Below are 14,756 nucleotides of genomic sequence, written 5' to 3' on the forward strand. Positions count from 1 at the left end.
TGATTGGATTGCCAGCGTCGGGCGAGTATCCACCATTAGGAGCATTCCATGATCTTCTCCTTCAAACAGGAACCCACCGTCTACGTCTCGCGTGGCGACCCGACCCACCTGCTGGCGGCCTTCTCCCGCCATGGCTTCGAGTTGGACGGCGCCGAATGGCCCTCGGTGGAGCACTACTACCAGGGGATGAAGTTCGAGGATGACGCGCTGCGTGAGGCGGTGAGAGGCGCCCCCGATCCCAACGAGGCGCGCGAGGTGGCCAAGCGCCACCAGGGGGCGGTGCGTGGCGACTGGAGGCGGGTGCGGGAGACGGTGATGACCCGTGGGGTCTATATCAAATCCCGCGCCCACCCGGAGGTGGCGCGAGCGCTGCTGGCCACCGGGAGCGACAAGATCGTCGAGAACAGCCAGTATGACTACTTCTGGGGCTGCGGCCGGGACGGCCGCGGGGAGAATCGCTACGGCAAGGTGCTGATGGCGGTACGCGACAAGCTGCGCGAGCTGGAGGAGGTCGGGTAAGGGGGGCGGCGCGTGCGCCGCCCTCGGTCACGACTTCTTGGTCAGCCCCGACTTGTGCAGGGGGATCACCTCGGCCTGTTTCGGCTCGTCGGTGAAGCGCGGGCGCAGGTCGCTCCCCTGACCCAGCTCCTCGGCCAGCTCCCGCTCACGGGCGGAGATCAGCGCGAGGCAGTCGCGGATGTCCTTTGAGGTGCCTTCGGTGATCGGGGAGACGTGACCCGGCGGCGGGGTGACGTCACGGATGACGTTGGTCAGGGTCTTGCGCATCATCTGCAGGATGCGCTGGTCTTTGCTCAGATGATCGAAATCCATCGGGGTGTCCTGTTCGAGGTGTATTTCCGACTGATTCTATCAGAATTTGGTGGGGGCAGAATGGTGAACCATGAAGGCCATGCCTACTCCGCCGGTGACCAGCGCAGGTCGAGGTGGCGGGCGGCGCGGACCTCGTCGAGGCGTTTCACCGGCAGGGTGTGGGGGGCGCCCTTGACCGTCTCGGGGCTCTGTTCGGCCTCGCGGCGGATCGCCACCAGGGCCGCGACGAAGCGGTCCAGCTCCTCCTTCGCCTCAGTCTCGGTGGGCTCGATCAGGAAGCACTCCGGCACCAGCAGCGGGAAGTAGGTGGTGGGGGCGTGGTGGCCGTGGTCGAGCAGCCGCTTGGCCACGTCCATGGCGCTTACCCCCAGCTCCTTGGCCATCCGGCGGAAGGTGATGATGAACTCGTGGCTGGCCCGCCGGTCGGGGTAGGCGGCCTCGAACCCCTCGGCGACCAGCCGCGCCATCAGATAGTTGGCGGCGAGCGTCGAATATTCCGCCACCCGCTCCATCCCCTCGGCGCCGAGCATCCGCGCGTAGACGTAGGCGCGCAGCAGGACGCCCGCGTTGCCCATGAAGGCCGACAGCCGGCCGATGCTCCGGTCCGCCGTGCCCCAGTCGTAGGCGTCGTCCTTTTTCACCACGAAGGGACCGGGGAGGAAGGGGAGCAGCCGCGCGCTCACCCCGACCGGGCCGGCGCCGGGACCGCCGCCGCCATGGGGGGTGGAGAAGGTCTTGTGCAGGTTGATGTGGATGACGTCGAAGCCCATGTCGCCGGGGCGTACCTTGCCGAGGATGGCGTTGAGGTTGGCGCCGTCGTAGTAGAGCAGCCCGCCGGCCTGGTGGACGACGCCGGCGATCGCCTCGATGTTGCGGTCGAAGACGCCGACGGTGGAGGGGTTGGTGAGCATCAGTCCGGCGGTCTGCGGGCCGACCGCGGCGCGTAGCGCCTCGACATCGACGTCGCCGTTCGCGCCGGTGGGGATCTCGCGCACCGTATAGCCGCACATCACCGCGGTAGCCGGATTGGTGCCGTGGGCGGCGTCGGGGACCAGGATCTCGCTGCGTGCGGTGTCGCCGCGGGCGTCGTGGTAGGCGCGGATCATCGCCACCCCGGCGAACTCGCCCTGGGCGCCGGCCATTGGCGAGAGCGAGACCCCGCGCATGCCGGTCACCTCGCGCAGCAGCTCCTGCAGCTCGAACAGGCAGGCGAGGAAGCCCTGGCCGGTGCTGGCCGGGGCGAGCGGATGGCGGCGGGCGAAGCCGGTGAGGCCGGCCAGCCGGTTGGCTACCCGTGGGTTGTACTTCATGGTGCAGGAACCGAGCGGGTAGAACTCGGTGTCGATGGAGAAGTTCCGGCGCGACAGGCGGGTGTAGTGGCGCACCGCCTGCATCTCGGAGACCTCCGGCAGCCGCGGCGGGGCCTTGCGCAGGAACCGCTCGGGGATGTCGTCGACCCCCTCGACCTCGGCCGGTGCCTGGGCGGCGGCCCGGCGACCGGGACTGGAGTGTTCGAAGATCAGCATGGCAAATCAACCTCTCAAAAAGAAGAGGGTCCGCAAATGAACGCGAATAAACGCAAATAAGAGAATTCTCTTTTCATTTGCGTTTATTCGCGTTCATTTGCGGACAAATCTTTTCCTCAGGCGTCGCGAGGGCGTTTGTTGGGGCAGACGAAGGGTTGTTGGCGGGAGACGATGCGCTCCAGGTGGCGGGCGTAGTCGTCGAGGTCCGCTTCCGTCTTGGTCTCGGTGGCGCAGACCAGCACGCAGCCGGCCAGCTCCGGGTAGTCGTCGCCCAGCGGGTAGCCGCCGACGATCCCCTGTACTTCGAGGGCGCGGGCGACGGTGGCCCAGTCGGCGTCCACCCGCAGCACCGCTTCGTGGAAGCGGGGGCGGTCGAACACCGCCTCCACCCGTTCCACCGCGGTGAGCCTTTCAACCAGTCGGTTGGTGTTGGCGTGGCAGGCGATCGCCGTGCGCTTCAGCCCCTCGGCCCCCAGCAGGGTGAGGTGGATGGTGGCGGCGGTGGCCATCAGTCCCTGGTTGGTGCAGATGTTGGAGGTGGCCTTGGAGCGGCGGATGTGCTGTTCGCGGGCCTGCAGGGTGAGGGTGAAGCCCTCCTTGCCGTCGAGGTCGACGGTGCGGCCGACGATCCGCCCCGGCATCTGGCGCACCAGCGCCTGCTTGCAGGTGAGGAAGCCGAAGTAGGGGCCGCCGGAGGCGAGCGGCGCGCCCAGGGGCTGGCCTTCACCGACGGCGATGTCGGCCCCCTCGCTCCCCCACTCACCGGGGGGGCTGAGCAGGGCCAGCGCCAGCGGGTTGACCAGGGCGATGGAGAGCGCGTGGTTCTCCCGCGCCCAGTCGGTGAGTGCGTCCGCCTCTTCCAGCACGCCGAAGAAGTTGGGTTGGGGGATCACCAGCGCGGCGATGTCCTGGCCTGCGTAGGGGGCGAGCAGCGCCGGGTCGGTGTGGCCGCCTTGCGGGTCGTAGGGCAGTTCGACCAGCTCGATCCCCTGGTTGCCGACGATGCTCTTCACCGCCGCCCGGTAGGCGGGGTGGACGGTGGTCGGCATCAGTACCCGCTTGGAATGGGACTTGCGGTTGGCGCGCACCGCCATCAGCACCGCCTCGGCGAGCCCCGAAGCCCCGTCGTAGAGGGAAGCGTTGGAGACCTCCATGGCGGTCAGCTCCGCCATCATGGTCTGGAATTCGTAGAGCAGTTGCAGGGTGCCCTGGCTCGCCTCCGCCTGGTAGGGGGTGTAGGCGGTGTAGAACTCGCCGCGCGAGGCGATCTCCCACACCGCCGCCGGGATGTGGTGCTCGTAGGCGCCGGCGCCGATGAAGCAGCGGTAGCGGCCGTCCCGCTCGGCGCGCTCCTCCATCAGCCGGCCGATCTCCATCTCGGAGAGGCCCCGGCCGATCCCCTCCAGGGGCTTGGCACGCAGCGCGGCGGGGATCTCGTCGAACAGCGTCTCGGTGGTCTCGGCGCCGATGGCGCCGAGCATCGCCCGGACGTCCTCCTCGGTATGGGGAATGAAGGGCATGACGATCCCTGCTCAGAAAAGAAGATCATTCGCGTTCATTTGCGGATATCTCTTCTTGTTCACTCTTCAGCGTCGCAGTGGGCCTGGTAGGCGCCGGCGTCCATCAGGGCGGAGAGGTCGCCGTCGAGGCGCAGCTTGAACAGCCAGCCCTCGCCGTAGGGGTCTTCGTTGACCTTCTCCGGGGCGTCGGCCAGGGCCCCGTTGCCTTCTGCCACCTCGCCGGCCAGCGGGCTGTAGACGTCGGAGGCGGCCTTCACCGACTCCACCACCGCGCACGCCTCCTCGGCGGCCACCGCACGGCCCGCCTCCGGCACTTCGACGAAGACCATGTCGCCGAGGGCCTCCTGGGCGTGGTCGGTGATGCCGACGGTGACGGTGCCGTCGCCATTGTCCCGCACCCACTCGTGGGAGGCGGTGTACTTCAGCTCGGAGGGGACGTTGCTCATGTCATTGGGTTCCGTTCGAAGAGGTGAAAACCGTTTTTGCCACGGAGCCACGGAGGGCACGGAGGTTGTGTGACCGTTTCCGCTCCGTGCCCTCCGTGGCTCCGTGGCGAACTCCTTACAACTCGATGCAAGGTTTGCCGTGACGGACGAAAGGGGGCTTGACCACCCGCGCCGGGTGAAGTTTGCCACGGATGTCCACCTGGCACGAGTCGCCGCAATCGCGCGGCACGCGGGCCAGGGCGATGGCCCGCTGCAGGGTGGGGGAGAAGGTGCCGCTGCTGATCTCGCCCGCGCCGCCGTCGCAGCTCACCGGCTGGTGGGCGCGGAGCACGCCGCGCCCCTCCAGCAGCAGCCCGACCTGCTTCATCGGCGGCGGGTTCTCCCGCTGCGGGGCGAGGGCGGCACGGCCGATGAAGTCACGGGCCTCGTCGGTCCAGCTCACCGTCCAGGCCAGTCCGGCGGCCAGCGGCGAGGTCTCCTCGTCCATGTCCTGGCCGTAGAGGGCCATTCCCGCCTCCAGGCGCAGGGTGTCGCGGGCGCCGAGGCCGCAAGGGTGTACGCCGGCTTCGATCAATCCCCGGGCGAACGCCTCCGCCCGGGCCGCCGGCAGCATCACTTCCAGGCCGTCCTCGCCGGTGTAGCCGGTGCGGGCGATGAACCACTCCCCGGCCTCGACGGCGCTGAAGGGGACGAGGGCGCGCACCGCCTCGATGGCCGCGGCCGGGAGCAGCGGCTCCGCTTTGGTGCGGGCGTTGGGACCCTGGACCGCGATCATCGCCAGGTCGGCGCGTTCGGTGAGGGTGGCGTCGAAGCCGGCCAGGTGCGCCTCCATCCAGGCGAGGTCCTTGTCGCGGGTGGCGGCGTTGACCACCACCCGGTACCACTCGGGGGTCATGAAGTAGACGATCAGGTCGTCGATCACCCCGCCCGCCTCGTTGAGCATGCAGCTATAGAGGGCGCGGCCGTGGGCCTGGAGCCGGTCCACGTCGTTGGCCAGCAGCCGGCGCAGGTAGTCGCGAGCGCCCGTCCCGCGCAGGTCCACCACGGTCATGTGGGAGACGTCGAACAGCCCGGCATCGTTGCGTACCGCGTGGTGCTCCTCGATCTGGGAGCCGTAGTGGAGCGGCATCTCCCAGCCGCCGAAGTCGACGAGGCGGGCGCCGAGGGCGGTGTGGAGGTCGAAGAGCGGGGTGCGTCGGCCCATGGCGGGACTCCGTCGGTTTGGGGGGAGCGATTCTACCGCAGCGCAGGGATTTTGAAGAGGTGATGGATTGCGCGTGAGGCGTGACGGAAGGGCGCGGCGTCGCGTCGACGTGTCCCCGTTTCCGGCCACGCCTCGACCGTTCTATTCGTACTCGCCGGAGACGGGACGGGCGTCGTGGCGTCGCTTGGTGAACTCCAGCGACTCGGTGACCACGGCGTCCACTTCCTGGAGCAGCGCCTCCCACTCCGCGTCGCTCATGTGGAAGGCGAGGTCCACGGAGTGGCGGACGTAGCGCGGGGGCAGGCGGTTCAGGGCGACGCAGGCGACGTCGTCCAGGTATTCCGGGTCGATGCCCCCCTCCTTCTCCTTGAGCAGGGCGTGGAGCCGCTCGAAAACCAGACGCTCGTAATAGTTGGTGATGGTCGAAAACATGAGACGCTCCTCGGTTTGTTCTTCGCTCTCCACCGTAACTCTTGTCCAGCGTGCTCCCAAAGGCAAGGAGGGCCGTATCGGGCTGCCCGCGTACGGCGTTAAAATGGCCGCTTCGTCCTAATTCAACCCAGAGGATCACGATCATGGCTGTTGGCTTGCAGGGCTTGCCCGTTCTCCACCCCGTCCCCGGCGTGCGCCTGGGGGCCGCCGCCGCCGGGATTCGCTACCAGGGGCGGGACGACCTGGTGGTGCTGGAGCTGGCGGAGGGCGGGCGGGGCGCGGCGGTGTTCACCCGCAACGCCTTCTGCGCGGCGCCGGTGACCCTCGCCCGGCGCCACCTGGCGGCGGGCGCGCCGCGCTTCTTGCTGGTCAACTCCGGCAACGCCAATGCCGGCACCGGCGCGGCCGGCATGGTGGCCGCCGAGGCGAGCTGCGCGGCGCTGGCGGGGCTCGCCGGCTGCGCGGCGCAGGCGGTGCTCCCCTTCTCCACCGGGGTGATCGGCGAGCCGCTCAACGTGGAGAGACTGGCCGCCGGTCTGCCCGCCGCGCTGGCCGATCTGAGCGAGGCGGGGTGGGAACGGGCGGCGCGCGCGATCATGACCACCGACACGGTGGCCAAGGGGGCCTCCCGCCAGGTGGTGATCGAGGGGCGGACGGTGACCGTCACCGGCATCGCCAAGGGCTCGGGGATGATCCGCCCGGACATGGCGACCATGCTCGCCTACGTCGCCACCGACGCGCCGGTCTCCGCCGAGCGGTTGCAGGAGTGTCTGGAGGAGGCGGTGAACGAGTCGTTCAACCGGATCACCGTGGACGGCGACACCTCGACCAACGACGCCTGTGTGCTGGTGGCCAGCGGGCGGGCGGAGATCCCCGAGATCCAGGGCTACGGTCCCGCCTTCGAGACCCTCTGCGAGGCGGTCACCGCGGTCTGCATGGAGCTGGCGCAGGCGATCATCCGCGACGGCGAGGGGGCGACCAAGTTCATCACCGTCGAGGTGTTGGGGGGGCGCGACGAGCGGGAGTGTCTGGACGTGGCCTATACCATTGCCCACTCGCCGCTGGTGAAGACCGCCTTCCACGCCTCCGACCCCAACTGGGGGCGGATCCTCGCCGCGGTGGGACGCGCCGGCGTCGAGGAGATGGATCTCGATGCGGTGACCATCCGCCTCGGCGAGGTGTGCATCGTCCGTGACGGCGGTCGCGACCCCGCCTACACCGAGGCGGCGGGCCAGGCGGTGATGAACGAGCCGGAGATCACCGTGACCGTCGACCTGGGCCGAGGGGATGCCAAGGAGCGGGTGTGGACCACCGACCTCTCCTATGAGTACGTGCGCATCAACGCCGAGTACCGCACTTGAGGGTATGAACATCCAACGCAAAGGCTTGGCGGCTTCCGCGTCCTGCTCGCGCCGCGTATCTCCGTTCCTGGAGGCGAAGAGTCGAAGAGGCGAAGGTTGCAAAGGGATCGTTTTTTCATACCCCTTTGCGTTCTTCGCGCCTTCGCGCCTTTGCGTTGAAATCTTCTTCTGTATTGGAGGCATCGAGCGGTGATCCATGTTGCGGCGGCGGCGGTGTTCAACGGCAAGGGTGAGGTGTTGATCGCCCGGCGGCACGAGCATCAGCACCAGGGGGGACTGTGGGAGTTTCCCGGCGGCAAGGTGGAGGAGGGGGAGGCGGTCGATGAGGCGCTCGCCCGCGAGCTCCACGAGGAGCTGGGGATCGACATCGAGGCGCCGCGGCCGCTGATCCGGGTGCGCCACGACTACCCGGACCAGTCGGTACTGCTCGATGTCTGGCGGGTGGAGCGGTTCAGCGGCGAGCCCCACGGCAAGGAGGGGCAGCCGGTGGTGTGGGTCGACCCGGAGCGACTGGGCGACTACGACTTTCCCGCGGCCAACCGTCCCATCGTTACCGCCTGCCGCCTGCCCGAGCGTTACCTGATCACCCGCGAGCCGGCCGACGACGCGAAGGCCTTTCTGGCCAAGCTCCGGCAGGGGCTGGGGGACGGTGTCCGGCTGGTGCAGCTGCGCGCCAAGGGATTGGCTGAAGCGGCCTACGAGCGGCTCGCCGAGCAGGCCCTGGCGGTGTGCCGCGAGCGCGGCGCGAGGTTGCTGCTCAACGGTGATCCGGCGTTGGTGGCGCGGATCGGGGCCGACGGGGTCCATCTCACCGCCTCGCGGCTGTTGGCGCTGGAGGGGCGGCCGCTGGATGGCCGTTTCCTGGTCACCGCCTCCTGTCACGACCTCGACGAGGTGCGCCGGGCCGAGGCGATCGGCGCCGACTTCGCGGTGATCTCGCCGGTGCTGCCGACACAAAGCCATCCCGGCGCGCCGACCCTCGGCTGGCCGGGGCTGCGGGCGATCACCGAGGAGGCGAAGATCCCACTCTACGCCCTCGGTGGCATGAAGGAGAGCCACCTCGACTGGACCTGGACCCACGGCGCCCAGGGCTACGCCGCGATCACCGGCCTGTGGCCGTCCGATTAGTCGAGTTGGGCACCGGAAACGCGGAGAACGCAGAGACGCGGAGAGCGCAAAGACAGAGAGAGAAGCGGGTTGGTTGCGGCAGTGTGGCCGGCGCGTCATGAGGCGCGATTTGGGGCGAAATTTCTTCTCTGCGAACTCCGCGTCTCTGCGTTCTCCGCGTTGAAGTGCCGGCGCGGGGAAAGGCTACCCGTTCCAGCCGGGGTCGTCGTCGAAGGTGGGGGGGAGGTCCTGGCCGGGGATGCGGCGCTCCTCTTTGATCCACTCGCCGAGGTCGATCAGCCGGCAGCGCTCGCTGCAGAAGGGGCGGTACGGGCTCTCCGGGCCCCATGCCACCGGCTTGCCGCAGGTGGGGCAGGCCACGCGCTTCGTCTTGGTATCGCTCATGATCGGCAGTATACCGCGAGGCGAAGGCCCCGTAGGGTGGATAAGCACAGCGCATCCACCAGAACGGAAGCGACGGGCCCGATGGCGAGCCCCGGGACGTTCGGAAGGCTCGTCGTGTCCTGCGCGCCGGCGCCTCCGGTTCGGTGGATGCGCTGCGCTCTCCACCCTACGATATTCATTCCCCGGAGGGATCATGAAGGTCATCCAGATCAGCGATTTTCATCTCTATGCCGACCCGCAGGAGCACTATCGGGGGATCGATGCCGAGGGGCGCCTGCGGGCGGTGCTGGCGCGGGTGGCCGCGGAGCGGCCGGCGCTGGTGATCGCCAGCGGGGACCTGACCCAGGATGGACTCGGCGGGGGGTACCGGCGGCTGCGTGAGGTGCTGCTTGAACTGGATTGTCCGGTGCTCTGCGTGCCCGGCAACCACGACGACCCGGCGACCATGGCCCAGCGGCTGGCTGGCGGGCCGATCCATTTCATGCATCCGTGGCGCGACGGGGGGTGGCAGGTGCTGCCGCTGGACTCGTGCGTGCCGCGTGAAGTAGGTGGGCGGTTGGCGGAGAGCGAGCTGGCGCGGCTCGATCGCTGGCTGGAGGCGTCGCCGGAGCTGAACACCCTGGTGGTGGTCCACCACCCGCCGGTGGCGGTGGGCAGTCGCTGGATGGACGAGCTGGGGCTGGAGAACGGGGCGGCGCTGATCGCCGCGCTGCGTGGCCGGCGGCGGGTGAAGGGGGTGCTCTTCGGACATGTCCACCAGGCGTTCGAAGGGCAGGCGGGCGGGGTGCCGCTGTTCGGCGTTCCTGCCACCTCGGTGCAGTTTCTCCCTGGTGCCGACGAATTCGCCCTCGACGAGCGGCCGCCCGGTTACCGCCGCCTCATCCTCGGCCCCGGCGGTTCGTTGGAGACCGAGGTGGTGTGGTTGGATGGGAGGGGCTGAGCGAGGTAACGAGGTGTTGGAATGAACCACCCCTGGTTACCACGCTCTGCGTGGTAACTCGGCCTTGACGTTGACGGAGGCGCATCGTTTTGGACGCTCCGCGTCGGTCGTTGGGGACGGTTCGGTGGTTGAGATCTCCCACGACCTGCTGATCGGACTTGGGATGCGACGCGGAGCGTCGGAGAAGACGTTGCCACGCGGAGCGTGGCAACGAGACGGGGAGGGGGTTGTTTAGATGGCCGACTCGTCCTCTTCGCCGGTGCGGATGCGCACCACCTTCTCCACCGGGTAGACGAAGATCTTGCCGTCGCCGATCTTGCCGGTGCGGGCGGCATCGGTGATCGCCTCGATGCAGCGCTCGGCGTCTTCGGTCTTGACGATCACCTCCACCTTTACCTTGGGCAGGAAGTCCACCACGTATTCGGCGCCGCGATAGAGCTCGGTGTGGCCCTTCTGGCGGCCGAAGCCCTTCACCTCGGTGGCGGTCATGCCGGTGACGCCGATCTCGGAGAGCGCCTCGCGCACGTCGTCCAGCTTGAACGGCTTGATGATCGCTTCGATCTTCTTCATCTCTCTTCCCCTTCGTAATTTGGGTGTCGGTAGCGTTGTTTGCGTAGGGTCAAACCGTCCGCCTCAACTGTGCGTCGGGCTGAAGCCGGAGGTGAGCGGGTAGCGGCGGTCGCGGCCGAAGGCGCGGCGCGATACGCGCACCCCGGGGGGGGCCTGGCGCCGTTTGTATTCGTTGCGGTTGACCATCCCCACCACCCGCCGCACGGTGGCCTCATCATAGCCGTCGGCCACGATCTGCGCCACGCAGTAGTCGCGCTCCACGTAGCGCTCGAGGATCGGGTCGAGCACCTCGTAGGGGGGCAGCGAATCCTCGTCCTTCTGGTCGGGGGCGAGTTCGGCCGAGGGCGGGCGGGTGATCACCCGCTCGGGGATCACCGGGCTGATCGCGTTGCGCCAGCGGGCCAGTCGGAAGACCAGGGTCTTGGGCACGTCCTTGAGCGGCGCGAAGCCGCCGGCCATGTCGCCGTAGAGGGTGGCGTAGCCCACCGCCATCTCGCTCTTGTTGCCGGTGGTGAGCACCATCTTGCCGCGCTTGTTGGAGATCGCCATCAGCAGGATGCCGCGGGTGCGCGCCTGGATGTTCTCCTCGGTGGCGTCGGGTTGCGTGCCGGCGAACTCCTCGGCGAGCATCTCGTTGAAGGTGTCGACGGCCGGCCCGATGGGGATCACCCGGTAGTGGACGTCGAGGGCGCGGGCCTCGGCCTCGGCGTCGATCTGGCTGATGTCGGCGGTGTAGCGTGAAGGCATCATCACCGCCTCCACCTTGTCCGGTCCGAGGGCGTCGACGGCGATCGCCAGGGTGAGCGCCGAGTCGATGCCGCCGGAGAGCCCGATCACCACCCCCTGGAAGCCGTTCTTGATGACGTAGTCGCGCACGCCCAGGACCAGCGCCCGGTAGGTGCTCTCCTCCAGCGACAGCGGTGCCACCGCCACCGCCGGGCGCGGCACCGCCCGGCCGTCGAGCAGATCGAAGTCGACCCAGTAGAGCCCCTCCTCGAACTGCGGGGCGCGGAAGATCACGCGGCCCGCGCCGTCGACCACCAGCGATTCGCCCTCGAAGACCAGTTCGTCCTGGCCGCCCACCAGGTTGGCGTAGACGATCGGCAGGCCGTTCTCCGCGCAGCGGCGGGTGAGGGTCTCCTCCCGCTCGCGCCACTTGCCGGCGTGGAAGGGGGAGGCGTTGAGGTTGAGGATCAGCTGTGCCCCGGCTTCCCGCGCCTGGGCGGCGGGGCCGGGGAACCAGATGTCCTCGCAGAGGGTCAGGCCGACATGGATGCCGTTGAGATTGGCGATGCAGGGGCTGCCGCCCGGGGTGAAGTAGCGCCGTTCGTCGAAGACACTGTAGTTGGGCAACTGTTGCTTGTGGTATTCGCCGAGGATCCTGCCGTCGCGCAGGACGCCGGCGCTGTTGTGCAGGCCGTTGGCGCCCTCCCGCGGGTAGCCGAGGATCAGGTGGATGCCGGCGACCTCGCGGTTGATCTCGGCCAGCGCCTTCTCCACCTGGGGCAGCAGGCCGGGGCGCAGCAGCAGGTCTTCGGGAGGGTAGCCGGTGAGGGTGAGCTCCGGGAAGATCACCGCATCGGCGGCGTGTTCGTCGCGGGCGCGCAGGGCGGTGTCGATCACCTTGCGGGCGTTGCCCGCGATGTCGCCCACCAGCAGATTGAGCTGGGCGATGGCGATGCGCAGGCCGGATATCGATTTCACACGGCGATCTCCAGGACCTCATCATTTTCGGAAACATCCAGTTGGTCCACGTCCACGGACAGGCATCCTTCCACTGCCTCATAGAGGTTGGTGAGCAACTCTTCGAAGGTCTCTCCCTGGGTAGCGCAACCGTTGATTGCGGGGACCTCGGCCCAGTAGCCACCCTCTTCCGCCTTATGCACGATGACCTTCAATTTCATAGTGTGCACCGTTTGTCTTGTCGTCGGCGTTTAGTGAATGTGCGCTTCGCGCGCCAATCCCGCATCGTCGCACGAAGCGCCCTCTTTCACTAAACACTCAACACTAAACGTTCAACGTTAGAGAAGTTCCGCCATCGCCGCTCCCATCTCCGCCGGAGACTGGACGGTGCGGACACCCGCAGCCTCCAGTGCCGCGAACTTCTCTCCCGCGGTGCCCTTGCCGCCGGCGATGATCGCTCCGGCGTGGCCCATACGCTTGCCGGGGGGGGCGGTGACGCCGGCGATGTAGGCGACCACCGGCTTGGTGACGTGCGCCTGGATGTAGGCCGCGGCCTCCTCTTCGGCGCTGCCGCCGATCTCGCCGACCATGATCACCCCCTCGGTCTGCGGGTCGGCCTGGAACAGCTCCAGGCAGTCGACGAAGTTCATGCCGTGGATCGGGTCGCCGCCGATGCCGACGCAGGTGGACTGGCCGAGGCCTGCCCGGGTGGTCTGGTAGACCGCCTCGTAGGTCAGCGTGCCGGAGCGCGAGACGATGCCGATCTTGCCCGGCTGATGGATCGCGCCGGGCATGATGCCGATCTTGCAGGCGCCGGGGGAGATCACGCCGGGGCAGTTGGGGCCGATCAGGCGTGCTCCATACTGCTTCAGGGACTCCTTCACCTTGAGCATGTCCTGCACCGGGATGCCCTCGGTGATACAGACGATCACCTTGATGCCGGCGTCGGCCGCTTCGAGGATCGCGTCGGCGGCGAACGGCGCGGGGACGTAGATCATCGTCGCCTCGGCGCCGGTCTCGGCCACCGCGTCGTGGACGGTGTTGAAGACCGGCAGATCGAGGTGGCGCTGGCCACCCTTGCCGGGGGTGACGCCGCCGACCATCCAGGTGCCGTAGGCGATCGCCTGCTGGGAGTGGAAGGTGCCCTGCTGGCCGGTGAAGCCCTGGCAGATCACCTTGGTCTTGTTGTCGATCAGAATGCTCATCGTTCGGTTCTCTCCGTCGAAAGAATCAACCGCAGATTCACGCAGATTTTCGCAGATGGATTCTTGGAAAAATCTGCGGAAATCCGCGTTAATCTGCGGTTCGATCAGAAGGGCGAGTGGCTGTCACGCTTCCTGCTTCGCCGCGGCGACCGCCTTCTGCGCGGCGTCGGTGAGGTCGCTGGCGGGGATGATGTTCATGCCGGAGCCGGCGAGCAGCTCGCGACCGGCCTCGGCGTTGGTCCCCTCCAGGCGGGCGACCACCGGCACGTCGAGCTCGACCTCCTTGACCGCCTGGATGATCCCCTCGGCGATCAGGTCGCAGCGCACGATGCCGCCGAAGATGTTGACCAGGATCGCCTTTACCCCGCCGCCGGCGAGGATCAGCTTGAACGCCTCGGCCACCTTCTCGGCAGTGGTGCCGCCGCCGACGTCGAGGAAGTTGGCCGGGTCGCCGCCGTGCAGCTTGATGATGTCCATGGTGGCCATCGCCAGCCCCGCGCCGTTGACCATGCAGGCGATGTCGCCGTCGAGGCTGACGTAGTTGAGGCCGTGCTGGTGGGCGGCGTGCTCCTTCTCGTCCTCCTGGCTGGCGTCGCGTTCGGCGGCCAGCTCCTGGTGGCGGTAGAGCGCCGAGTCGTCGAGGTTGACCTTGGCGTCGAGCGCCATCAGCTCGCCCGCGCCGGTGACCACCAGCGGGTTGACCTCGACCAGCGAGGCGTCGCTCTCCTTGAAGAGCTTCTCCAAGGCCAGCATCAGCTTGGCGAAGGCGCCGATCTGCTTGCCCTCCAGCTCCAGGCCGAAGGCGAGCTTGCGCGCCTGGTAGGGCTGCAGGCCGGCCACCGGGTCGACCGCCACCTTGAGGATCTTCTCCGGGGTGGTCGCGGCCACCTCCTCGATGTCCATGCCGCCGGCGCTGGAGGCCATGAATACCAAGCGCTTGCTGGCGCGGTCGATCAGCGCACCGAGGTAGAGTTCGCGGCTGATCTCGGCGGTGGACTCCACCAACACGGTGTTGACCGGAAGCCCGTTGCCGCCGCTCTGGCCGGTGACCAGGCGGGAACCGAGCAGCCCGTCGGCGAAGGCGGAGAGTTCCTCCTGGCCGCTGACCAGCTTGACGCCACCGGCCTTGCCGCGGCCGCCGGCATGGACCTGGGCCTTCACCACCCAGCGCTCGCCGCCCAGTTCGCGGGCGGCGTTGAGCGCCTCGTCGACGGAGGTGGCGGCGATCCCGCGGGGGACCGGGATGCCGTAGCGGGCGAACAGCTGCTTCGCCTGGTATTCGTGCAGATTCATGGTGTCTCTACCTTGTCGAGGTCGAAGGGGGCGCACAAGAGCTAGTCCTGCCTCTTACCCACAAATCGGCCATCAGCGAGCCGCTGGGCGGTCAGCCGCAAGGCACGCCCTCGCCGGGGCAGCCGCCGTGCCTCAAGAGGGCGCTTTGCTGCGGATGGCCGCCCAGCGGCTCGCCCGAAGGGCGCCCCCCCGGAAGCGCCAGGCCCGCGTTGCGGCGCTTGCCAAGGGATCAC

16 protein-coding genes are annotated in these 14,756 nt (G+C 68.3%); 4 read left to right on the forward strand and 12 right to left on the reverse strand.

Annotation, left to right across the window (positions count from 1 at the left end; translation table 11 throughout):
• The first annotated feature begins 48 nt into the window (after positions 1 to 48).
• On the forward strand, positions 49 to 519 hold the full coding sequence (gene ybiA, locus ACYQ2W_RS22710) for a riboflavin biosynthesis intermediates N-glycosidase (protein ID WP_459872638.1): 471 nt from the start codon (positions 49 to 51) through the stop codon (positions 517 to 519).
• A gap of 27 nt (positions 520 to 546) precedes the next feature.
• Here the strand turns inward: ybiA and ACYQ2W_RS22715 are convergent, their stop codons facing one another.
• From ACYQ2W_RS22715 to ACYQ2W_RS22740, 6 genes are all read right to left on the reverse strand, one after another.
• A complete protein-coding gene (locus ACYQ2W_RS22715; protein WP_459872640.1) occupies positions 547 to 831 on the reverse strand; it encodes a segregation and condensation protein A in 285 nt (94 codons plus the stop codon).
• Positions 832 to 914: 83 nt separating this feature from the next.
• Positions 915 to 2,357 carry an aminomethyl-transferring glycine dehydrogenase subunit GcvPB gene (gcvPB, locus tag ACYQ2W_RS22720; protein WP_459872642.1) on the reverse strand — a complete coding sequence of 481 codons (1,443 nt, stop codon included), beginning with the start codon at positions 2,355 to 2,357 and terminating at the stop codon, positions 915 to 917.
• A gap of 116 nt (positions 2,358 to 2,473) precedes the next feature.
• Positions 2,474 to 3,877 (reverse strand): aminomethyl-transferring glycine dehydrogenase subunit GcvPA, encoded by a 1,404-nt coding sequence (gene gcvPA / locus ACYQ2W_RS22725; protein ID WP_459872644.1) that lies wholly within the window; start codon positions 3,875 to 3,877, stop codon positions 2,474 to 2,476.
• 59 nt (positions 3,878 to 3,936) lie between these two features.
• Entirely contained in the window at positions 3,937 to 4,323 is a 387-nt protein-coding gene (gene gcvH / locus ACYQ2W_RS22730) for a glycine cleavage system protein GcvH (protein WP_459872646.1), read from the reverse strand.
• Between the two features lie 115 nt (positions 4,324 to 4,438).
• On the reverse strand, positions 4,439 to 5,527 hold the full coding sequence (gene gcvT, locus ACYQ2W_RS22735) for a glycine cleavage system aminomethyltransferase GcvT (RefSeq protein WP_459872648.1): 1,089 nt from the start codon (positions 5,525 to 5,527) through the stop codon (positions 4,439 to 4,441).
• Positions 5,528 to 5,668: 141 nt separating this feature from the next.
• Positions 5,669 to 5,959 (reverse strand): late competence development ComFB family protein, encoded by a 291-nt coding sequence (locus ACYQ2W_RS22740; RefSeq protein WP_459872650.1) that lies wholly within the window; start codon positions 5,957 to 5,959, stop codon positions 5,669 to 5,671.
• Between the two features lie 143 nt (positions 5,960 to 6,102).
• Here ACYQ2W_RS22740 and argJ point away from each other — a divergent pair, with 143 nt between their 5' ends.
• Together argJ and ACYQ2W_RS22750 are read left to right on the forward strand one after the other, a co-directional pair.
• Positions 6,103 to 7,320: a bifunctional glutamate N-acetyltransferase/amino-acid acetyltransferase ArgJ gene (argJ, locus tag ACYQ2W_RS22745; protein ID WP_459872652.1), complete on the forward strand. Its 1,218-nt coding sequence runs from the start codon at positions 6,103 to 6,105 to the stop codon at positions 7,318 to 7,320.
• A gap of 189 nt (positions 7,321 to 7,509) precedes the next feature.
• Positions 7,510 to 8,448: a Nudix family hydrolase gene (locus ACYQ2W_RS22750; RefSeq protein WP_459872654.1), complete on the forward strand. Its 939-nt coding sequence runs from the start codon at positions 7,510 to 7,512 to the stop codon at positions 8,446 to 8,448.
• A gap of 183 nt (positions 8,449 to 8,631) precedes the next feature.
• On the opposite strand, the gene yacG is transcribed toward ACYQ2W_RS22750, so the two are convergent.
• On the reverse strand, positions 8,632 to 8,832 hold the full coding sequence (gene yacG / locus ACYQ2W_RS22755) for a DNA gyrase inhibitor YacG (RefSeq protein WP_459872656.1): 201 nt from the start codon (positions 8,830 to 8,832) through the stop codon (positions 8,632 to 8,634).
• Between the two features lie 193 nt (positions 8,833 to 9,025).
• On the opposite strand from yacG, the gene ACYQ2W_RS22760 reads away from it, so the two are divergent.
• Complete coding sequence (locus ACYQ2W_RS22760; protein ID WP_459872658.1) at positions 9,026 to 9,772, forward strand: phosphodiesterase; 747 nt, start codon at positions 9,026 to 9,028, stop codon at positions 9,770 to 9,772.
• Between the two features lie 231 nt (positions 9,773 to 10,003).
• Here ACYQ2W_RS22760 and ACYQ2W_RS22765 read toward each other — a convergent pair whose 3' ends face one another.
• The 5 genes from ACYQ2W_RS22765 to sucC form a co-directional block, all read right to left on the reverse strand.
• Positions 10,004 to 10,342, reverse strand: a complete 339-nt coding sequence (locus tag ACYQ2W_RS22765) for a P-II family nitrogen regulator (RefSeq protein ID WP_459872660.1) — start codon at positions 10,340 to 10,342, stop codon at positions 10,004 to 10,006.
• Positions 10,343 to 10,405: 63 nt separating this feature from the next.
• Entirely contained in the window at positions 10,406 to 12,046 is a 1,641-nt protein-coding gene (locus ACYQ2W_RS22770) for an NAD+ synthase (RefSeq protein ID WP_459872662.1), read from the reverse strand.
• Positions 12,043 to 12,246 carry a type II toxin-antitoxin system HicB family antitoxin gene (locus ACYQ2W_RS22775; protein ID WP_459872664.1) on the reverse strand — a complete coding sequence of 68 codons (204 nt, stop codon included), beginning with the start codon at positions 12,244 to 12,246 and terminating at the stop codon, positions 12,043 to 12,045. Before ACYQ2W_RS22775 ends, ACYQ2W_RS22770 begins: the two co-directional genes overlap by 4 nt.
• A 117-nt stretch (positions 12,247 to 12,363) precedes the next feature.
• The gene (sucD, locus tag ACYQ2W_RS22780; RefSeq protein WP_459872666.1) at positions 12,364 to 13,230 is read right to left on the reverse strand and encodes a succinate--CoA ligase subunit alpha; all 867 of its coding nucleotides are present in this window, start codon (positions 13,228 to 13,230) and stop codon (positions 12,364 to 12,366) included.
• A gap of 123 nt (positions 13,231 to 13,353) precedes the next feature.
• Complete coding sequence (gene sucC, locus ACYQ2W_RS22785) at positions 13,354 to 14,523, reverse strand: ADP-forming succinate--CoA ligase subunit beta (RefSeq protein WP_459872668.1); 1,170 nt, start codon at positions 14,521 to 14,523, stop codon at positions 13,354 to 13,356.
• Positions 14,524 to 14,756 lie beyond the last annotated feature (233 nt).

The sequence above is a fragment of the Endothiovibrio diazotrophicus genome, from assembly GCF_054657215.1.